The sequence below is a fragment of the Curvibacter lanceolatus ATCC 14669 genome (genome assembly GCF_000381265.1).
Lineage (GTDB): Bacteria > Pseudomonadota > Gammaproteobacteria > Burkholderiales > Burkholderiaceae_C > Curvibacter > Curvibacter lanceolatus.
This window is the reverse complement of record NZ_KB906270.1, coordinates 98,271-117,861: the sequence shown is the minus strand read 5'-3', so window position 1 is coordinate 117,861 and position 19,591 is coordinate 98,271. Positions and strand designations below refer to the sequence as shown.

The 19,591-nt window shown below is 62.0% G+C and carries 17 protein-coding genes; 2 read left to right on the top strand and 15 right to left on the bottom strand.

Annotation, left to right across the window (positions count from 1 at the left end; genetic code table 11):
- Nucleotides 1-387: 387 nt before the first annotated feature.
- From gshB to F624_RS0124305, 11 genes are all read right to left on the bottom strand, one after another.
- Nucleotides 388-1,353 carry a glutathione synthase gene (gene gshB / locus F624_RS0124355; RefSeq protein WP_019576992.1) on the bottom strand — a complete coding sequence of 322 codons (966 nt, stop codon included), beginning with the start codon at nucleotides 1,351-1,353 and terminating at the stop codon, nucleotides 388-390.
- Between the two features lie 188 nt (nucleotides 1,354-1,541).
- The gene (locus F624_RS0124350; RefSeq protein WP_031256141.1) at nucleotides 1,542-3,410 is read right to left on the bottom strand and encodes a potassium transporter Kup; all 1,869 of its coding nucleotides are present in this window, start codon (nucleotides 3,408-3,410) and stop codon (nucleotides 1,542-1,544) included.
- 168 nt (nucleotides 3,411-3,578) lie between these two features.
- Nucleotides 3,579-4,874 (bottom strand): glutamate--cysteine ligase, encoded by a 1,296-nt coding sequence (gene gshA / locus F624_RS0124345; protein ID WP_019576990.1) that lies wholly within the window; start codon nucleotides 4,872-4,874, stop codon nucleotides 3,579-3,581.
- 114 nt (nucleotides 4,875-4,988) lie between these two features.
- Nucleotides 4,989-6,269: a glutamate-5-semialdehyde dehydrogenase gene (locus tag F624_RS0124340; protein WP_019576989.1), complete on the bottom strand. Its 1,281-nt coding sequence runs from the start codon at nucleotides 6,267-6,269 to the stop codon at nucleotides 4,989-4,991.
- Nucleotides 6,270-6,321: 52 nt separating this feature from the next.
- On the bottom strand, nucleotides 6,322-7,371 hold the full coding sequence (gene holA / locus F624_RS0124335) for a DNA polymerase III subunit delta (RefSeq protein WP_019576988.1): 1,050 nt from the start codon (nucleotides 7,369-7,371) through the stop codon (nucleotides 6,322-6,324).
- Between the two features lie 12 nt (nucleotides 7,372-7,383).
- On the bottom strand, nucleotides 7,384-7,881 hold the full coding sequence (locus tag F624_RS0124330; RefSeq protein WP_019576987.1) for an LPS-assembly lipoprotein LptE: 498 nt from the start codon (nucleotides 7,879-7,881) through the stop codon (nucleotides 7,384-7,386).
- Between the two features lies 1 nt (nucleotide 7,882).
- The gene (gene leuS / locus F624_RS0124325; protein WP_019576986.1) at nucleotides 7,883-10,561 is read right to left on the bottom strand and encodes a leucine--tRNA ligase; all 2,679 of its coding nucleotides are present in this window, start codon (nucleotides 10,559-10,561) and stop codon (nucleotides 7,883-7,885) included.
- A gap of 78 nt (nucleotides 10,562-10,639) precedes the next feature.
- Nucleotides 10,640-11,104 (bottom strand): ExbD/TolR family protein, encoded by a 465-nt coding sequence (locus tag F624_RS0124320; protein WP_019576985.1) that lies wholly within the window; start codon nucleotides 11,102-11,104, stop codon nucleotides 10,640-10,642.
- A complete protein-coding gene (locus tag F624_RS0124315; protein ID WP_019576984.1) occupies nucleotides 11,101-11,751 on the bottom strand; it encodes a MotA/TolQ/ExbB proton channel family protein in 651 nt (216 codons plus the stop codon). The genes F624_RS0124320 and F624_RS0124315 overlap by 4 nt, the downstream gene beginning before the upstream one ends.
- 12 nt (nucleotides 11,752-11,763) lie before the next feature.
- Nucleotides 11,764-12,576 carry a 4-hydroxy-tetrahydrodipicolinate reductase gene (dapB, locus tag F624_RS0124310; protein WP_031256140.1) on the bottom strand — a complete coding sequence of 271 codons (813 nt, stop codon included), beginning with the start codon at nucleotides 12,574-12,576 and terminating at the stop codon, nucleotides 11,764-11,766.
- A gap of 58 nt (nucleotides 12,577-12,634) precedes the next feature.
- The gene (locus F624_RS0124305) at nucleotides 12,635-13,186 is read right to left on the bottom strand and encodes an outer membrane protein assembly factor BamE (RefSeq protein WP_031256138.1); all 552 of its coding nucleotides are present in this window, start codon (nucleotides 13,184-13,186) and stop codon (nucleotides 12,635-12,637) included.
- A gap of 85 nt (nucleotides 13,187-13,271) precedes the next feature.
- On the opposite strand from F624_RS0124305, the gene fur reads away from it, so the two are divergent.
- On the top strand, nucleotides 13,272-13,694 hold the full coding sequence (gene fur, locus F624_RS0124300) for a ferric iron uptake transcriptional regulator (RefSeq protein ID WP_019576981.1): 423 nt from the start codon (nucleotides 13,272-13,274) through the stop codon (nucleotides 13,692-13,694).
- Nucleotides 13,695-13,728: 34 nt separating this feature from the next.
- Here the strand turns inward: fur and hprK are convergent, their stop codons facing one another.
- The 4 genes from hprK to F624_RS0124280 all read right to left on the bottom strand — a co-directional run bounded on the left by hprK (nucleotide 13,729) and on the right by F624_RS0124280 (nucleotide 18,296).
- Nucleotides 13,729-14,679, bottom strand: a complete 951-nt coding sequence (gene hprK, locus F624_RS0124295; RefSeq protein ID WP_019576980.1) for an HPr(Ser) kinase/phosphatase — start codon at nucleotides 14,677-14,679, stop codon at nucleotides 13,729-13,731.
- A gap of 22 nt (nucleotides 14,680-14,701) precedes the next feature.
- Nucleotides 14,702-15,169, bottom strand: coding sequence for a PTS sugar transporter subunit IIA (locus F624_RS0124290; RefSeq protein WP_031256137.1), 468 nt, complete (start codon nucleotides 15,167-15,169; stop codon nucleotides 14,702-14,704).
- Between the two features lie 143 nt (nucleotides 15,170-15,312).
- Entirely contained in the window at nucleotides 15,313-15,642 is a 330-nt protein-coding gene (hpf, locus tag F624_RS0124285; protein WP_027477820.1) for a ribosome hibernation-promoting factor, HPF/YfiA family, read from the bottom strand.
- Nucleotides 15,643-16,010: 368 nt separating this feature from the next.
- Nucleotides 16,011-18,296: a sensor domain-containing diguanylate cyclase gene (locus tag F624_RS0124280; protein WP_019576977.1), complete on the bottom strand. Its 2,286-nt coding sequence runs from the start codon at nucleotides 18,294-18,296 to the stop codon at nucleotides 16,011-16,013.
- A gap of 308 nt (nucleotides 18,297-18,604) precedes the next feature.
- Here F624_RS0124280 and corA point away from each other — a divergent pair, with 308 nt between their 5' ends.
- Nucleotides 18,605-19,591 (top strand): magnesium/cobalt transporter CorA, encoded by a 987-nt coding sequence (gene corA / locus F624_RS0124275; protein ID WP_019576976.1) that lies wholly within the window; start codon nucleotides 18,605-18,607, stop codon nucleotides 19,589-19,591.

Here is a 19,591-nt window from a genome sequence, read left to right as displayed (position 1 = left end):
CGCCTTCAAACACCCACGCTTATCGGCTGTATATTTTTAAGGATCAAACTACTCAGAATCTCTTCTTTTCGCCTCAGCTCGCTGCGATCAGCGAAGCCCTCTATCTTAGCACAGTTTTTAAGTAACTGGCAAAACTTTTTTTCTTTTCCACCTCAGCAGCACTACCAACTTGGCAGCACCGCTTTCTGCAGAGCCTCGAATTATACATCGCTTTTTACAGCAGCAAACTCAAAACCAGAAAACTTCTCAAACCACTCACAACAACCAACCCAACCAAGCACCAGAGGCTTCTCACCCCTGCCACTCGTAGAGCACCGTTCTGTGCAGTCGAGCCCGCTAGTATACACAGAAATTCAGACCGCAAACAAGAGAAGCTTCCCTGACTCGTCAGCGCGACTTCTTAGGGTTGCTTTCAATCCATTGCAAGACAGCATCCGCATAGAGCGATGCCACGTCGCATCCGGTCTGATCTGCGATCTCCTGGAAGCAGGTTGGACTGGTCACATTGATTTCCGTGACGCAGGAACCAATCACATCCACACCGACCAACAGCAGGCCGCGAGCCAAGAGAATGGGCCCAAGGTATTCCGCAATTTCCAGGTCACGCGCCGACAGCGGCCGGGCAACGCCCTTACCACCTGCAGCCAAATTTCCACGCACCTCCCCACCTTGAGGGATGCGAGCCAGGCAATAGGGTACGGGCTTGCCACCAATGATGAGAACGCGCTTGTCACCATCTGCGATCTCGGGCAGATAACGCTGAACCATCACGGAGACAGCGCCGTCACGATTCAAGGTCTCAATGATGCTGCCAAGGTTCAGCCCATCGCGCCCAACTCGAAAGATCCCCATGCCCCCCATGCCATCGAGGGGTTTGAGGATCACGTCACCATGCTCGGCATGAAAGCGCCGAATCTCAGCGGCATCGCGGGTGACCAAAGTTGGACCGATCAACTGCGGGAACTCCATGATGGCCAACTTCTCGGGATGATCCCTCAAAGCAGCCGGCTTGTTGAGAACACATGCCCCGTCGCGCTCCGACTGCTCCAACAGGTGGGTTGCATAGAAATACTCGGAGTCAAAGGGCGGATCCTTGCGCATGAGCACGGCATCAAAGTCGCGTAGCGCATGATTTGCCGATGGCTGGGCACTGAACCAGGCATCAGCCTGCCCCGTCAGCACAATCTGCCGAACGTTGGCCGTGACCAATCCGCCACTGCGCCAGCTGATATCGCGCGGCTCACACGACGAAATCACGTGACCGCGACGCTGCAACTCCCGCATCATCACGAAAGTCGTGTCCTTGTAGATCTTGAAGCTCTCCAAGGGGTCTGCAACAAAAAGAATGTTCACTTTGGATTCCTGAAATGCCGAGCACACAAGGGACGCGGCTCACGGCAACGTCCCTGGCATCGTGCAGAGCGCAATTTGCGAGCAGGCCATTTCGTCAGACCGACAAAAACCTGAGCTGCTCGGCATGCCAACCCGGTCTCAGATTGTGGCAGTGCCACAAAAAGTCTGCACGGATGCAGGCGTGAGCCTTAAATTTCGATCTTGCTACCCAGCTCAACCACCGAGTTGTTAGGCAAGTTGAGGAAGTCGGCCGCTGCGCTGGCGTTGCGGTGCATTTGGGCAAACAGCTTTTCGCGCCATGCCGACATGCCACTGCCAATGGTTGGAATGACCGTATCACGCGACAGGAAATAGCTGGTCGCCATCGCTTCAAAGACGCAACCCCTGGACCGAATCTGCGCCAGCGCCTTGGGCACGTCAGGGTCGTTCTTGAACCCGTAGTTGATCACGACCTGCCAGCAATCGTGCCCCAGGGGCTCGATCTCGACGCGCTTGTCCAACCCGATCCAAGGCACCTCATGGTTGCGCACAGTGACAAAGAGGTTGTGCTGGTGCAGAACCTTGTTGTGCTTCAGGTTGTGCAGCAGGGCATTCGGCACTGTCCCTACATCCGACGTCAAAAACACGGCCGTGCCCTCAACCCGCACGGGCGGGCTGACAAATACAGACTCAAGAAAGGACCGCAGATCCAACGAGTCCGCCCGCAATGCGGCACTCATCAAACGGCGACCTTCCTTCCAGGTGGTCATCACCAGATACAGGACAAACGCAAATGCCAAGGGGAACCAGCCCCCCTGCAAGATCTTGAGAGAGTTCGAGGCCACAAAGCCGATGTCGACCGTGAAGAAGAATCCCGTGGACGCGATGCAAAGCGGCAGCGGGTAACCCCAGCCATAACGGATCACATAAAAGGTCAGGATGGTCGTGATGCACATGACCAAGCTGACTGAAATGCCATAGGCCGCCGCCAGGGCGGAGGACGAACCAAAAAGCGTCACGGCCAGAATCACCCCGGCCAGGAGCATCCAGTTGATAGCCGGAATATAGATCTGCCCAGTGTCCTTGATGGAAGTGTGCAGCACGGTGAGGCGCGGCAGAAAGCCCAGTTGAATCGTCTGCTTGGTGGCAGAAAACGCACCCGAAATCAGGGCCTGGGAGGCAATCACAGTGGCCATCGTGGCCAGCGCGACGATGGGCAGCAAGGCCCACTCAGGCGCCAGCAGGAAGAACGGGTTTTCCGCAGCCGAGGGATCACGCAACACCAGGGCGCCTTGGCCGAAGTAGTTGAGCATCAAGGCCGGCATCACCAAACCGAACCATGCGATCTGAATCGGCTTCTTGCCGAAGTGGCCCATGTCGGCATACAGCGCCTCGGCCCCTGTCGTGCAAAGGAACACGGCGCCCAGGGTGATGAACGCCAAGCCGTAATGCTCGATCGCGAAGTGGATCGCATAACCAGGCCAGACGGCCTTGAGCACAGAGGGGTTCTCGACAATGGGCGGCACACCCATGGCAGCGATCGAGATGAACCAGACCACAGTGATCGGCCCGAAGAACTTGCCGATATCGCCTGTGCCACGCCGCTGAACCAGAAACAGCAAAACCAACACGGCCAGTGAGATGGGGACCACATAAGGCTTGGCCGATGGAGTCAGAATCTCCAAGCCCTCGACTGCGGAGAGGACCGAGACGGCCGGCGTGATGATCCCGTCACCAAAGAACAAGGCCACGCCAAAAACACCCGCCGCCACCAGAAGACCCCTGGCTTTCGGACGATCCTTCACAGACAGGGAGGCCAGGGCCAGCAAGGCCATCAAACCACCTTCGCCGTGGTTGTCCGCCCGCATGATCAGCGCCACGTACTTGACGGACACCACCACCGTCAGGGTCCAGAAAAACAAGGACAACACACCCAACACATTGTCTGGAGTGATGGGCACATGCCCGCTGATAAAGACTTCCTTGAACGCGTAAAGACAGCTGGTTCCGATGTCGCCATAGACGACACCAATGGCGCCGAGCGTGAGCGCCGCGAGAGAGGATTTAGAAGCTGACACAAAAAACGCCCTGCCCGCAAAGGGCGAGGCCGGTTGCCTGAGGGATCGCTATTGTGCTCTGCAGGCCAGATCGCGCAAGCAGTCAATCCCCCCTAATCCAGCGGGAAGGACTGGCTCTGTTGCAGCGCAGCAACTTCAAGGCCGCATCGGTTGCGGCGTCACAAAAAATCAGGCATAGACCTCGGCATTCGGATCGGTGGCCTCCATCTCATAGCTGCTGGCCAGCATCGCCAAGCGGGCCACCACACCGTACATGTAGAAACGATTCGGCGCACTGGCCCCCGGTTTCATCCCCGGTTGCGGCAGATGGGTGCTGTGCTCGAAGGCCAAAGGCACAAAGCTCGCACCTGGGGCATTGAGGTTCTCGTCCACTCCGCGGTCGGCATGGATGCGGTAAAAACCACCCACCACATAGCGGTCCATCATGTAGACCACGGGTTCGGCCACGCTGTCGTTCACGCGCTCGTTGGTCAACACGCCCTCTTGGATGATCACTTCATTGACGGTCTGGCCGTCTTTGATCATGTTCATCTTGTTCTTGGTCTTGCGGTTAAGCACATCCAGGTCTTTGACGTCACGCACGGTCATGATGCCCATGCCGTGGGTGCCGTTGTCGGCCTTGACCACCACAAAGGGCTTTTCGTTGATGCCGTATTCCTTGTACTTGCGCTTGACCTTGGACAGCAAGGCATCCACGTTGCTGCGCAGGCATTCGATGCCTTGATCGGCCGAGAAATCGACATCACCACACTTGGCGAACATCGGATTGATCAACCAGGGGTCGATGCCCAGCATCTTTCCGAAACGCTTGCTGATGTCTTCGTAACTCTGGAAATGATTGCTCTTGCGTCGCACCGACCACCCCGCATGCAGGGGCGGCAACAGATACTGCTCATGGAGGTCTTCCAGAATCCCCGGGGCCCCGGCTGACAAGTCGTTGTTCAGCAAAATGGTGCACGGGTCAAAGTCCTTAAGCCCCAGGCGGTGCTGACTGCGGATCACCGGCTCCAGGGTGACCTGCTCCCCACCGGGCAGGTCGATCACCGTGGTTTCCTTGATCTCTGGGCTGATCGAGCCCACGCGCACATTCAGCCCGGCCATGTGGAAGATGCGCTGAAGCTGCACCACATTGCTCAGGTAGAACGTATTGCGAGTGTAGTTCTCCGGAATCACCAGCAGGTTCTTGGCCTCGGGGCAGATCTTCTCGATCGCCGCCATGGCGGCCTGCACGGCCAGCGGCAGCATCTCGGGGGTCAGGTTGTTCCAGCCGCCGGGGTACAGATTGGTGTCCACCGGTGCCAGCTTGAAACCTGCGTTGCGGATGTCCACCGAGGTGTAGAACGGAGGCGTGTGCTCCATCCACTCCAGACGGAACCAGCGCTCGATGGCCGGCGTGGAGTCGAGGATGCGCTGCTCGAGTTCGTTGATCGGGCCTGTCAGCGCCGTGATGAGATGCGGAACCATGCGGGCCCTTGTGCGAAGGTGTAGAAACTGAAGAAAGGCAGAACTGGAACGATATGGGGCTGGGTCAGGGCTTTGCAAGCCCCCATCCAGCCAAACAACACCCGAACAAGCGAATCAAGTCCGGATCTCGCCTTCCCCCAACACAATCCATTTCAGAGAGGTCAGGCCCTCGATGCCCACAGGGCCACGGGCATGGAACTTGTCTGTGCTGATGCCGATTTCGGCGCCCAGACCATACTCAAAGCCATCGGCAAAGCGGGTGCTGGTGTTGACCATCACACTGGCCGAGTCCACCTCACGCAAAAACTGCTGGGCATGCACATGGTCACGCGTCAGGATGGCCTCGGTGTGGTGCGAGGAGTAGCGGTTGATGTGGGCAATGGCCTCATCCACCCCGGCCACCACCTTCACGCTGATGATGGGCGCCAGGTATTCCTCCGACCAATCCTGTTCGGTGGCCTCGACCAGGTTCGCCCCCGGCACGGCGGCCAGAATCGCCAGCGCTTCGGCATCGCAGCGCATCTCAACCCCCTTCTGGGCAAACACGGCCCCGATGCGCGGCAGAAAAGCCTGGGCCACACCGCGGGCCACCAGCAGGCTTTCGCTGGCATTGCAGGGGCTGTACTTCTGGGTCTTGGCGTTGTCGGTCACCTTGATGGCCAGGTCCAGATCGCAGGGGTCGTCCACATAAGTGTGGCAATTGCCGTCCAGGTGCTTGATCACCGGCACCTTGGCCTCGCGGCTGATGCGCTCGATCAAGCCCTTGCCGCCGCGTGGAATGATCACGTCCACGTACTCGGGCATGGCGATCAAATGGCCAACCGCCTCGCGGTCCGTGGTCTGCACCAGTTGCACGGCATGGGGGGGCAAGCCGGCTTCCGTCAGGGCCTGCTCCACCAGACGCGCCAGCGCCTTGTTGGACTCGATGGCCTCAGAGCCACCGCGCAAGATGCAGGCATTGCCGCTCTTGATCGACAGGCTGGCTGCCTCGATGGTCACGTTGGGGCGGCTTTCGAAGATCATGCCGAAGACGCCGATCGGCACGCGCATCTGCCCCACACGGATGCCGCTGGGCTGCTGCTTCATGCCAAGCACTTCGCCCATGATGTCGGGCATCGCAGCCAATTGCTCGCAGCCTTCGGCACAGGTCTCGAGCACCTTGGGGGTCAATTTCAGGCGGTCCACCATCGGGGCCGACAGGCCAGCGGCTGTGGCACGCTCCAGGTCGCGCGCATTGTCGAGCGCCAAGGCGGCGGTGTTTTCGCGCAGCAGGCGGGCCAGGGCCTTCAAGGCCTTGTTCTTGATGGCAGGCGTGGCGCGCGCCATGCTGGCAGAGGCCACCTTGGCCTGCAAACCGAGGGTCTGGGTGTATTCGGCAACGTTCAGGGCATTCATAGCCCCATTTTGCCGCAAAGCACCGCAGCAGGCCGCCCCGTCAGGAGCGGGGTCAGGGACGGCAGAGCGAACAGACCATCATGGCCAGGCGCTGCAAAGCCTGCCAGTTGTCGGTCGGCCAATCCGGGCGTTTCAAGCCTTTGACAATGCCATCCACCAGGTGCGCCGCCCGCAACAACTCAGCCAGTTCATGCGAGGCCAAGCGTGGAATCACGCGCTCAAACAGGCGTTCGCGCGGGCCCCACACCCGCTGCTCACGCAGGGCCATGGGCAAGGGTCGCCCGGCCACCACGGCGTCCTTGACACGTTTGAGGGCCCGGATGTCCTCGGCCAGCGTGTAGTGCACCAGCACCTCAGCCTCGCCTTCGGCACGCAAACCATCCAGCATGCGCTGCACCCGGCCGGCACGGCCCGACAACACCGACTCGGACAACTTGAACACGTCATAGCGCGCCACGTTCAGCACGGCGCCTTCCACCTGAGCCGCCGTCAATTCGCCAGCGGGATACAGCAAGGCCAGCTTCTGGATCTCCTGGTGGGCCGCCAGCAGATTGCCTTCCACCCGGTCGGCAAAGAACTGCAAGGTTCGCTGCCCCTCTTCACCCGCCGCCACCCGCTGTCCCTGCTGTTGCAGGCGCTGGGCAATCCAGGCCGGCAAGGCCTGGCGCTCGATGGGTTCCAGCGCAATGGTGACGCCCTGCTGCTCCAGCGCGGTGAACCAGGCGCCCGTCCGGGTGGCTTTGTCCAGACGCGGCAGGACGAAAATGGTGAGCGTGCTGTCGTTGCCGACAGCCGCCTGCGCCAGTTGCTGGATCGCCGGGCTGCCCTCTTTGCCGGGCTTGCCGGAGGGGATGCGCACCTCCACGATCTGGCGTTCGGCAAACAGGCTCAGCGAGCCCCCTGCCGCCAGCACCTCACTCCAGTCGAAGTGGGCACCCGCCACCGTGTAGCTGCTGCGCTCGGTATAGCCCTGCACACGCGCTGCCGCCCGGATCGCATCGGCCGCCTCCTGCTGCTGCAGTGGCTCATCACCGTGCAAGGTGTAGAGCGAGCGCAGGCCTTTGGCCAGATGGTTCTGCAGTTGCGCGAAAGCCAGTTGCATGAAACCAGGCCCTCAAAGCTCGCGCACAGCCGCCAGGCGCCGCATGAGTTGCTGCACCACATCGGTCTGCATGCTCTTGTAGAGCAGGGCTTCTTCGGTTTCCTTGGCCAGGGCCAGGGTTTCGCTGTAGTTGATGTCGCGCTGCTGCAGGATTTCAGTCGGGGCAATCAGCTCCTTGCCCTGCAAGGTGCGCAGCTTGAAACGCACCCGCACCCGCAGCTGGAACTGCCGCACCTGGCCCGAGGCGTTCAGGGCCACCACCACCTTCTCCCGCTGATCCGACAACAGGTCAATGATCACCTGCGCCGTCTCCATCTGCCGGGCATCCCGGATCACCTGCAGCTTGTCGAGCGACTCCAGGTTGCGGCGCAGTTCTTCAGACAAAGGCGAATTGGGCTGGCCATTGATGAACACGCGCTCGAAGACGAAATCGGGCGCCCGGCGCAGCTGGAAGCCGCAGCCGGTCAGCAACAGGCCCACAGGCCAGATCAGGGCGGTGCGGCGCAGCACGTCAGACCACCAGGTTGACGAGACGACCGGGCACCACCACCACCTTCTTGGGGGCGGCACCGTTGGCCAACTTGACAAACACCTCGCTGGCCAAGGCGATGCCTTCGATGGCCGCCTTGTCCGCCGCGGCCGGCACCAGGATGGAGCCGCGCAGCTTGCCGTTGATCTGCAACATCAGTTCGATCTCGTCTTGCTGCAGCGCCGCTTCGTCCACCTGAGGCCAGGCGGCATCCAGCAGGTCGCCCAGCGAGCCGGCATAGCCCAGCTCGGTCCACAGGCTGTGCGCGACGTGGGGGGTGGCGGGGTAGATGCAGCGCAGCAAGATGCCAAAGCCCTCAATCAGCGCCACCTGGGCACCTGGGCAATCCATGGCCTTGAAGTCTTCCAAGGCGTTGAGCATCTTCATGGCGCCCGACACCACGGTGTTGTACTGCATGCGCTGGTAGTCATAGTCCACCTGCTTGAGCACGGTGTGCACCTCCAGGCGCAGCGCCTTGGCCTCCTTGCCGAACACCACCTCGCCCAGCGAACTGGCCTGGGCCGTGCTGGCGTTGGCGGCCTCGACATTGATCGCCAGCAGCTTGCTGCCGAAGTTCCAGACGCGGCGGAGGAAGCGGTAACTGCCTTCCACGGCGGCATCGTTCCACTCCAGGGTGGCCTCGGGCGGCGCCGTGAACATGGTGTACAGCCGGGCCGTGTCAGCGCCGTAGCGCTCGATCAGGTCCTGCGGGTCCACACCGTTGTTCTTGCTCTTGCTCATGGTGCCCACACCCTCGTAATCGATGGCGGTGCCCACGGGCAGGTCGCCCACGGCATTCTTGAGCTTGGCGCCGATGACCTTGCCGGCTTCGTCGAGCACGTGCTCCACATCGTGGGGCCAGAAGTATTCCTTGCCCCCTTTTTCGGTGCGGCGCGAATAGATGTGGTTCAGCACCATGCCCTGCGTCAGCAGCTTGGTGAAAGGCTCATCGACCTTCACCAGGCCCAGGTCTCGCATCACCTTGGTCCAGAAACGGGCGTACAGCAGGTGCAGGATGGCGTGCTCGATGCCGCCGATGTACTGGTCCATCGGCATCCAGTAATTGGCGCCGTCGGCCACCATGGCCTCGCTGTTCTTCGGATCGCAGTAGCGCATGAAGTACCAGGACGAGTCCACAAAGGTGTCCATGGTGTCGGTTTCACGGCGCGCCGGCTGGCCGCACACCGGGCAGGTCACGCCGGCGTGGAAGCCTTCGTGCTTGTGCAGCGGGTTGCCAGAGCCATCGGGAATGCAATCCTGCGGCAGCACCACCGGCAGGTCTTTTTCGGGCACCGGCACGGGGCCGTGCTCCGGGCAGTGGATGATCGGGATCGGCGTGCCCCAGTAGCGCTGGCGGCTCACGCCCCAATCGCGCAGGCGCCAGGTGGTCTTCTTCTCGCCCAGTCCCTTGTCGGCCAGTGCGGCGGCCACGGCATTCACGCAGTCGGCAAACTTCAGGCCATCGTATGGGCCCGAGTTGATCATCACGCCGCGCTGCTTGTCGCCATACCAGTCGTGCCATTGGGTGAAGTCGTACGCCTCCCCCTCGACCTGCACCACCTGACGGATCGGCAACTGGTACTTGAGGGCAAACGCAAAATCGCGCTCGTCGTGAGCTGGCACGCCCATCACTGCGCCGTCGCCGTAGCTCATGAGCACGTAGTTGCCCACCCACACGGCCACCGATTCGCCGGTCAGGGGGTGGATCACGCTCAGGCCGGTCGGCTGGCCCTTCTTTTCCTGCGTGGCCAATTCGGCTTCAGTGGTGCCACCCGACTTGCATTCTTCGATGAAGGCCTGCAGCGCCGCATTGCCACGCGCCGCATGCTGGGCCAAGGGGTGCTCGGGGGCCACGGCGCAGAAGGTCACGCCCATGATGGTGTCGGCCCGGGTGGTGAAGACATACAGCTTGCCGTCGCCGATCAACTGACCGTCATCGCCGCGGATGTCATGCGGGAAGGCAAAGCGAACCCCTTCGCTCTTGCCGATCCAGTTCTCCTGCATCAGGCGCACGCGCTCGGGCCAGCCCGGCAGATGGTTCTGCACCTGGTCCAGCAACTCGCCTGCGTAATCGGTGATCTTCAGGTAGTAGCCCGGGATTTCGCGCTTTTCCACCAGGGCACCGGTGCGCCAGCCACGGCCGTCGATCACCTGCTCATTGGCCAGCACGGTCTGGTCGACAGGGTCCCAGTTCACGGTCTGGGTCTTGCGGTAGGCAATGCCTTTTTCAAGCATCTTCAGGAACAGCCACTGGTTCCACTTGTAGTAGCTCGGATCGCAGGTGGCCACCTCGCGGCTCCAGTCGATGGCCAAGCCCATCGCCTGCATCTGCTTCTTCATGTAGGCGATGTTGTCGTAGGTCCACTGGGCGGGCGGCACGCCGTTCTTCAGGGCCGCGTTCTCGGCCGGCAGGCCGAAAGCATCCCAGCCCATGGGCATCAACACGTTGTAGCCGTTCATGCGCAGGTAGCGCGTCAGCATGTCGTTGATGGTGTAGTTGCGCACGTGGCCCATGTGCAGCTTGCCGCTGGGGTAAGGCAGCATGGAGCAGGCATAGAACTTCTTCTTGTCGGCCTGTTCGGTCACACGGTAGGCGTCGCGGGCGGTCCAATGGTCGTGCGCGGCGCGCTCAACCTCAATGTGGTTGTACTTTTCTTGCATGGAATACTCTGTGGCGACCACGGTTGCCGCCGGTTGGAGGAGCAAGCCCAGCGGCTTGCGATGGGTGGATTTTAGGCGCTAGCGGGCTGGGCCCGGGCCGCCGGGCACTGCAGGGCTGCTTGGGGACGCCGGGCGAGGATCCGCCACAAAGCCAATGCGGCTCAAGCCGGCTTTCTGGGCCAGGCCCAGCAACTCGACCACCCGGCCATAAGGAACCCGGGCGTCGGCGCGCAACTGCACCTCGATCTGCGGGTCCTCCTGGGCCAGTTCATTGAGCCGTTGCGCCGCAGCCAGGTCGGTCAAGGGGGCCTCATTGAGGTAGATCTGGCCACCGGTGTCCAAGGCCAGCGACACCGAGCGATGGCTCTGCACCGGCTGCGCCGCCTCGGCGTGCGGCAGATCCAGGCGCAGGCTGCTGGCCAGCAAGGGGGCTGTCAGGATCAGGATCACCACCAGCACCAGCATCACATCCACCAGCGGCGTCACGTTGATGTCACTCAGGGGCCGGGAGGTATCGCCCCGCTCAAGGCGCCCGAAACTCACGGCAGTGCTTTCTCAAGCAGCAATTCACGCAGATCGCGGGCAAAGCCTTCCAGATCGGCTTCGATGGCGGCAATCAGGCGGCCCATCACGTTGTAGGCCAGCAGCGCCGGAATCGCCACCCCCAGCCCCGCCGCAGTCATCACCAGGGCCTCCCCCACTGGGCCGGCCACCTGGTCCAGAGTCAGGGTGCGCACGCCGGCCAGAGCGGTCAGCGCATGGAAAATCCCCCACACCGTCCCCAACAAGCCCACGAAAGGAGCCGAGGACGCCACCGTGGCCAGCAGCACCTGCCCCCACTGCAGGCGACGCAGCACCCCATGCAGGGCATCGCGCAGGTGGCGGGTCAGTTGCTGTTCGCGCGAGCCAGCGCCCGCCAGCGAGCCCGCATGGCTCAAGGAAGAAGCCGCCTCCACCAAGGGCAGCAGGGCCCGATCACGGTCCAGCGCCGCCAAATGGGCCAAGGCCTGCTCCATGCCCTGCGCCTGCCAGAACAGGGCCGTGGCCCGTGGCACATCCGCCCGGGCACGCCACAGCACCCAGCTCTTGCGCAGAATCACCACCCAGCTGGCCACCGACATCAGCAAAAGCAAGGCCGCGACCCCGCGCGTGAGCAGGTCGCCGTCGCCAAGCAATTGCAGGCTGCCCATGGCGGGGGCCGATCAGTTCAGGCCCAGCACGTCGAACATGTCGAACAGGCCCGCCTGCTGGGTGGCCAGAAAGCGCACCGCCCGCAGGCTGCCTTGGGCATAGGTCGATCGGCTGGACGATTTGTGCGTGACTTCAATGCGCTCGCCGATGCCGGCAAACAGCACCGTGTGGTCGCCGACGATGTCGCCACCGCGCACCGTCGCAAAGCCGATGGAGGACGGGTCGCGCTCGCCGGTCACCCCTTCACGGGCGTAGACCGCGCAATCCTTGAGGTCGCGCCCCAGAGCATCGGCAATCACCTCACCCATCTTGAGTGCCGTGCCCGAAGGGGCATCCACCTTGTGCCGATGGTGCGCCTCGATGATCTCGATGTCGTAGCCGGTCGACAGGGCCTTGGCGGCCATCTGCAGCAGTTTGAGCGTGACGTTCACGCCCACGCTCATGTTGGGCGCCATCATGATGGCGATGTCGCGCGAGATTTCGGCAATCTCCGCCTTCTGGGCGTCAGAAAAGCCTGTGGTCCCGATGACGGCCTTCACCCCCAGCTCGCGGCAGACCTTCAGGTGGGCCAGCGTGCCTTCGGGGCGAGTGAAGTCGATCAGCACCTGCGCGCCCTGCAGGCCCGCGCGCAGATCCGAGGTGATGTGGATACCGCTGCTCTGGCCCAGATAGGCCGTCGCATCGGTGCCCAGAGCCGGGCTGGTGGGCACATCCAGCGCACCTGCCAGAACGCAGTCATCGGCGGCCTGAACCGCCTCCAGCAACATGCGGCCCATGCGGCCCGAAGCGCCAGCAATGGCGATCTTGTGCAAAGCAGCACTCATCTTCTGAATATCCTGTCGGTCGAAAAAAAGAAGCTCGGGCCCAGGGCACCGGGCCGCCTCAGCGGCGGGTGGGCTCCAGCGGCGGGTAGGTGGCCGGCAAAGGCGAATCATCCACCTGGGAGCTGGCGCTGACGCTGCGTTTGGGCACCGGAAACTTGCTCAGTTGCTCGTCGGTGGCCTCCAGGGGCGGGATCTTCTTCGATTTGGTGCGCGAATCCAGCGTGGCCACAAACTCGGCCTCGCTGGGCATTTCGTCGCCTTCAAAACGATCCAGGGCATCGCCCTTGAAATAGACGCTGAGGCGCCGCGACTGCGGCTCCACGCCTTGGCGGCGCAGGGTGAACACGTAATCCCAGCGATCGGAATGGAAGACGCTGACGACCAGTGGGGTGCCCAGCACCTCCTTGACCTGTTGCCGCGTCATGCCGGGCTGCAGGGCCGCCACCTGCTCCTTGGAGACGAAATTGCCCTGGACGATCTCGATCCGATAAGGCGTGATGGCCGTGGCGATGCGGCTGCTGGCGCCGTCGAACGAACCACAGGCCGCGACACCGGCACACAATGCCAGCGACAAACTCAGCCGGGCGCTTCGAGGGGAATAAGCAGACATGGGTCGGGAGGTAGCGATATGATCGGCCCATTGTAGCGGCTGGGCCTGTCAGAGCGGGTTGGTACGCTGGCGGAAGGACCCTTGCATGGCCAATATCGAAGAACTGAAAAATACCGGGCTCAAAGCAACGCTGCCCCGCCTCAAGATCCTGGAGCTGTTCCAGAAGGGGCGGCAACGCCACATGACGGCTGAAGACGTGTTTCGCGTCCTGCTGCAGGAGCAGTCCGACATCGGACTGGCCACCGTGTACCGGGTGCTCACCCAGTTCGAGCAGGCCGGGATCCTGAGCCGCAGCCACTTTGAAAGTGGCAAGGCGGTCTACGAACTCAACGAAGGTCAGCACCACGATCACCTGGTCTGCACCAGTTGCGGCAAGGTCGAAGAGTTCTATGACGCCGAAATCGAGCGGCGCCAGCAAATGGTGGCCAAGGCCAAGCACTGGCTGCTGCAGGACCACGCCATGTCGCTGTACGGTTTGTGCGCCAACTGCGCCAGCGACAAACGCTGAGCCTCAGCCTGAGGCCTTAGGGCGCCAGCCCCGATCAGCCCTCTTGCTCCATGGCGCGGCGGTGCCGCTCCACGAACTCCTGGTAGGTATCGATGCCGCGCAACTGGAGAATCGTGTTGCGCACGGCAGCCTCCACCAGCACCGCGATGTTGCGACCGGCCACCACCTGGATCACCACCTTGCGCACGGGCACACCCAGCACGTCCTGGGTCAGGGGCTCATAGGGCAGGCGTTCGTAATCGCGCTCCAGGGTTTCCTTGCGGACCAGGTGCACGATGAGCTTGAGCCGCATCTTGCGCCGCACCGCCGTCTCACCAAAGATGCCCCGGATGTCGAGCAAGCCGATGCCGCGCACTTCCAGCAGGTTCTGCAGCAGTTCCGGGCAACGCCCTTCGATGGTGGTCTGATTGATGCGGTAGAGATCTACCGCGTCATCGGCCACCAGACCGTTGCCCCGCGAGATCAGCTCCAGACCCAGTTCGCTCTTGCCCAGGCCGGACTCGCCAGTGATCATCACCCCGAGCCCCAGGATGTCCATGAACACCCCATGCATGGAGGTGCGGTCTGCAAAATGCTTGGACAGATAGGCCCGCAGCACATCGATCACGAAGGCCGACGACTCCTGGGTGGCAAACATCGGGATCTGTGCGCGCTCGCACATCGACAGCAGCGCATCGGGCGCTGCCTGGCCGTCAGCCAACACCAGCACCGGCGGCTCCAGGGTCACGATGCGGGAGATGCGGCGGGCGCAGTCCTCTGGCGTGGCATTGGTCAGGTAGGCAATTTCACGCTCACCGAGAATCTGGACCCGGTAAGGATGGATGTAATTGAGGTAACCCACCAGATCGGCGCCCGAGCGGGCAGCCCGGACCACCACCTCGTCAAAACGCCGCTCCGAGGCCCCCAGGCCCGCCACCCATTCCCATTTCAGAACGGAGCGGAACTCCTCGAAGAGGACATCCGCACTGACGACGTTGGGTTTCACGACAGAGCCTGCCTCGAAGACATCAGGCCGGCTGAGTGGATTGCCAGGTGGCGATCATCTGATGCAATTCAGCCGCATCGGTACAGGCCTTGATCCGCTCACGCAGCGGGGCATCGCTGAGCAGCTCGGCAATCTCGGACAGGATTTCCAGGTGCTTCTGGGTCGCCGCTTCGGGCACCAGCAGAAAGATCAACAAGCCCACAGGCTGCTCATCAGGGGCATCAAAGCCGATCGGATTGGCCAACTGAAAGACCGCAGCCATCGGAAACTTGAGCCCCTTGATGCGCCCATGAGGGATGGCCACGCCATGGCCCAGCCCTGTGGACCCCAGGCGTTCGCGCGCAAACAGGCTGTCGGTGATCAATGCTCGGCTGAGGCCATGAAGGCTCTCGAACAACAAGCCGGCTTCTTCAAACGCACGCTTCTTGCTGGTGGCGTCGACGCACACAAGCACTTGAGCAGCGGGGAGGATGGACGCGAGACGGTTCATGGTGAGTTAGGGCGGATTATGCACCGGTCGCCCAGCATCGGCGAAAAACCGCCATCGGCCTGCAACTGACAAGAAAAAAGCCGCTGATTTGCAACAGCGGCTTCGGGGAGCTTGTCAGCACACGAAATGTCTGGCAAGCAACATCACATCAGGCGCTTGGCCGGGTCGTGGTGGTGATCTTGCACCCGGTCCTTGTGACGGACGACCTGACGATCCAGCTTGTCCATCAACTCATCCACGGCCGCATACAAATCCTCATGGGAACTCTCGGCAAACATGTCGTTGCCCTTGACATGGACATTGCACTCGGCGCGTTGGCGGCGCTGCTTTTCCTTTTGCTTTTCAACAGTGAGCAAAACCTTCACATCAACCACCTGATCAAAATGTCGGGTGATCCGGTCCAGCTTGGTCGTCACATAACTACGCAAGGCGGGTGTAACTTCGAGGTGATGACCGCTGATCGTCAAGTTCATGAGTAGCCTCCTGTGCACTCTGGGTTGAAAACGCCACCGTTCAGGGTGGATGGCGAAGCTCAAATTCGATGAAGCTGAATTCACTATGCGCCCGCCAAACCCGAATTGCAATGGCTTTTCATCAAGCCGTCATGGGTTTTTGAGCCAACTCGGGAAAGCCCTCAGAAACCCCTTTGTGGCACACGGATGAGGCCTTGACGCCGCCACAGAAGGGCGGCAAATTAGGCAGGTTTTCCCCACCAGAAAACGCTGCTCAAGAGTGGGGGTTGCGCACAAAAGTACGCAAAGTGCGCCACCCGACGACAGCCCAATCTGACTGCGTGCCCGAGGGCCAGGCAGCATGCAGGATGGGCGATGCCCGCCCACCATCAGCTCAGTGCAAACTGCGCCTTGCCGGCGGCCTTGGCCTGGTACATGGCCGCATCGGCCCGCGACAGCAGCAACTCGGCTGACAAAGCCAAGCCCCCTGAATCTCCGCCCGTGATGGCCACGCCAATGCTCGCGGCCAGCGTCAATTCGCGCCCTCCGAGCACGACAGGGGTGGCCAGCTCCGCAATCAACTTGCGCGCCACCAGGGTGGCGTGCTCCGCAGGATGGGCCAAGCCCTCCAGGATGATGGTGAACTCATCACCTGCCAGACGCGCCACCGAATCGGTCTCACGCACGGCAGACTGCACGGTGCGGGCAAAGTGGCGCAGCACGGCATCGCCGAAGTCGTGTCCGTAGGTGTCGTTGTATTGCTTGAATCCATCGAGGTCGAGGAACATCAGCGCCAGCCCTGTCCCCTGACGCCGCACACGGGCCAGCGCCTCGACCAGACGCTGCAGGAACGCACGCCGATTGGGCAATCCCGTCAGCGCGTCATGGCTGGCCTCATGCTGCAGGCGTTGTTGCAGCTGATACTGCTCCGTCACATCCTGGGCCAGGATGTAGAAGCCGTAAGGCGGTCGCGACATGGCGGTGTCCGGGATGAAGTTCGTGTGGACCCGTATCTCTCCCCGCAGAGTGTTCAAGCGCGAATCGAAACTGACCACCTCGCCGGCCTGCACACGCTGCAGGGGCGCATCCCTGGTCGCCAGCAAGGCATCTTCCATGAAGCCATCCACTGAACGGCCCACGATCTGCGCCACAGGCACGCCAAACCAATCTTCATACGCCTGGTTGTTGAACTGGTAGACGCGGTTCCCGTCCACGTAGGCGATCAACGCTGGCATGTTGTCGGCCAGCAGGCGCAACCGGGTGCGGCTTTCCAGCAACTCACGCTCAACCGCCTTGCGCGCGGAGATGTCGTGCAAAAACGCGTGCAGACGCACCTGCCCCTGAAAGCGGTTCACCCCGAGCGAAACCTCGGAGGGGAACAAACGGCCATCCCGATGCTGGGTCTGCACCTCCAGCCGCCCGCCCGTCGTGCGGTCCAACCCTTCATTTCGCAGCCGCTCAAACGCTGCGTGGTAACGCTTCACCGCCCCCTGCGCCACCACCAGATCGAAAACACTGCGCCCGATCGCCTCTTCACGACGCCAGCCGAAGGTGTCTGTGGCGGCTTCGTTCCATGCGGTCACCCGGCCCGCGGGGTCGACCTCGATGAAGGCATCGGTGGCGTGGGCCAGCGTGGCCCGGAACAACTCTTTTTCATGCTCCAGCGCCACCTGGGCCGCCTGGCGCTGCGCCACCTCGGTGCTGAGGCGCGCGTTGGCCTCGCTGAGTTCCTGGGTCCGGAGTTCAACCCGGTGCTCCAGCTCCAATTGCAGCACCGCCAGCGCCTGCTCAGAGGCCTTGCGGGCGGTGATGTCCGTCGCCACCAACACAAAGGCCGCCTCAGCCTCTTCATCAGCCGCCAGGCGCGAAACGCCCACCAGAAACCACACCAACGACCCATCCGGCCGCAGAAAAAGCAACTCCTGAGGCGGCGCGGTGGTTTCAGGGGCCTGCAGATCGTGTGTCAACAGATCCTGCAAATGGCGCATCACCCGGCCCTTGTCGGGTGTGAACAGGAGAGACTCCAGGGGCTCGCCGGCCAGGCTGTCGGCGGAACGACCCAGCAACTGGGCCAGTTGCCCATTCACACGCAGCCAACGCCACTCGGGAGAGACCAGGGCCATGCCGACCGAAGCCTGGGCAAAAGTGCGCTCGAACTGCGTCACCGAGAGGCTGGCGCGTCGATCGACCTCCACCCCTCGGAAGTACTGCTCCACCAAGCCGGCGAAATCCTGCAGGTCCTGCGCATCAGCCTCGCTGAACTCCCGTGGCTGGTGATCGCTCAGGCACAACGCCCCCAAAGCGTGACCCGCCAGGGACCGGATGGGGTAACCCGCATAAAAAACCAGACCCGGAGGCTGCGCGACCAGGGGGCTGGCGACAAAGCGCGCATCCTCACGCGCGTCGGTGATCACAAAAGGCTGATCACACAGGATGGTGTGGCCGCAAAAAGAGTGCTCTCGCAGCAAGGTACGACGCTCGCCCCCCTGCACTGACTTGCTCCACTGCAGCTCCGCATCCACCAGGTTGACCATGGCCATTGGCACCCGGAAATGCCGGGCCGCCAGGCGGGTGATGCGGTCCAACTCAGGGATGGACACCAGATCGCAGACGGCCAGAGACTCCAGCACCTGCAAGCGCTGCACTTCATCGGCAGGAACGCCGTAACCCCTCATTGCGCGAACCTCCGATCAGGACTGCCACAGACCTGACCCAATGTAGCAAACCCGGTTTGACCCAACCAGCACCTGAACCCTAAGCAGGCCACAACAAGTGGCTGTAAAGCCTCAAGACGCAGGCTTGAACAAGGACCTCAAAATGATCCGACCCGCGTTGCTGCGGTGCGATAATCCGCCCAATTCAATTTTGGAGAGACCGCCTTGGAAACCTACCCCAGTTGGTAGCTTTCAATTCCCGTGGCCGCATCGGGGGTTGAAAGCACCCCATTCCCGACCGATTGCAACCCTGACCCACGGAGCGCGCGATGCTCAATATCTTTACGCTGGCCAACGGCCGGCTGTTCCAGGAAGAAATCGAATCCCTGGAGGAACTGTCCAAGTTTCAGCCCATCTGGGTGGACCTGGAATCCCCCTCGGTCGAAGAAAAGCGCTGGATCAAGCAGTACTACGGCCTCTCCATCCCGGAAGACGCGATGGACGAGGACATCGAGGAATCCGCCCGCTTCTATGAAGAAGACAATGGCGAACTCCACATCCGCAGCGACTTCCTGATCGCCGACGACGATGCGCCGCGCACGGTGCGCGTGGCCTTCATCCTGAACCAGCACAACACCGACTTGAAAAGCCGCGGCGTGCTGTTTTCGATCCACGACGAAGACGTGCCGGTGTTCCGCCTGCTGCGCATGCGCGCCCGCCGCGCGCCGGGCCTGATCGAAGACGCCAAGGAAGTGCTGCTCAAGCTGTTCGATGCCGACGCCGAATACTCGGCCGACACGCTCGAAGGCATCTACGACGAACTGGAGAAGGCCGGCAAGCAGGTGCTGTCTGGCGACGTGACCGACGCCCTGGCCGGCGAAGTGCTGGGCGCCATCGCCCGCCACGAAGACTTGAACGGACGCATCCGCCGCAATGTGATGGACACCCGGCGCGCCGTCAGCTTCATGATGCGCAGCCGCATGCTGAATGCCGAACAGTTCGAGGAAGCCCGCCAGATCCTGCGCGACATCGAGTCGCTGGACAACCACACGGCCTTTTTGTTCGACAAGATCAACTTCTTGATGGACGCCACCGTCGGCTTCATCAACATCAACCAGAACAAGATCATCAAGATCTTCTCGGTGGCCAGCGTGGCCTTGCTGCCGCCCACGCTGATCGCCAGCATCTACGGGATGAACTTCAAGGCCATCCCCGAGCTGGACTGGTCACTGGGCTACCCCTATGCGCTGGCGCTGATGGCGGCGTCGGCCGTGGTGCCGATGCTGTATTTCCGCCGCCGCGGCTGGCTGCAGTAA

Excerpts from the sequence above, each read along its gene's own strand:
- gshA (WP_019576990.1), bottom strand. The coding sequence starts at position 4,874 with ATGGTTCCGCATCTCATCACGGCGCTGACAGGCCCGATCAACGAACTC.
- F624_RS0124340 (WP_019576989.1), bottom strand. The coding sequence starts at position 6,269 with ATGAATGCCCTGAACGTTGCCGAATACACCCAGACCCTCGGTTTGCAG.
- holA (WP_019576988.1), bottom strand. The coding sequence starts at position 7,371 with ATGCAACTGGCTTTCGCGCAACTGCAGAACCATCTGGCCAAAGGCCTG.
- leuS (WP_019576986.1), bottom strand. The coding sequence starts at position 10,561 with ATGCAAGAAAAGTACAACCACATTGAGGTTGAGCGCGCCGCGCACGAC.
- F624_RS0124315 (WP_019576984.1), bottom strand. The coding sequence starts at position 11,751 with ATGGGCAGCCTGCAATTGCTTGGCGACGGCGACCTGCTCACGCGCGGG.
- dapB (WP_031256140.1), bottom strand. The coding sequence starts at position 12,576 with ATGAGTGCTGCTTTGCACAAGATCGCCATTGCTGGCGCTTCGGGCCGC.
- F624_RS0124305 (WP_031256138.1), bottom strand. The coding sequence starts at position 13,186 with ATGTCTGCTTATTCCCCTCGAAGCGCCCGGCTGAGTTTGTCGCTGGCA.
- fur (WP_019576981.1), top strand. The coding sequence starts at position 13,272 with ATGGCCAATATCGAAGAACTGAAAAATACCGGGCTCAAAGCAACGCTG.
- F624_RS0124290 (WP_031256137.1), bottom strand. The coding sequence starts at position 15,169 with ATGAACCGTCTCGCGTCCATCCTCCCCGCTGCTCAAGTGCTTGTGTGC.
- hpf (WP_027477820.1), bottom strand. The coding sequence starts at position 15,642 with ATGAACTTGACGATCAGCGGTCATCACCTCGAAGTTACACCCGCCTTG.
- F624_RS0124280 (WP_019576977.1), bottom strand. The coding sequence starts at position 18,296 with ATGAGGGGTTACGGCGTTCCTGCCGATGAAGTGCAGCGCTTGCAGGTG.
- corA (WP_019576976.1), top strand. The coding sequence starts at position 18,605 with ATGCTCAATATCTTTACGCTGGCCAACGGCCGGCTGTTCCAGGAAGAA.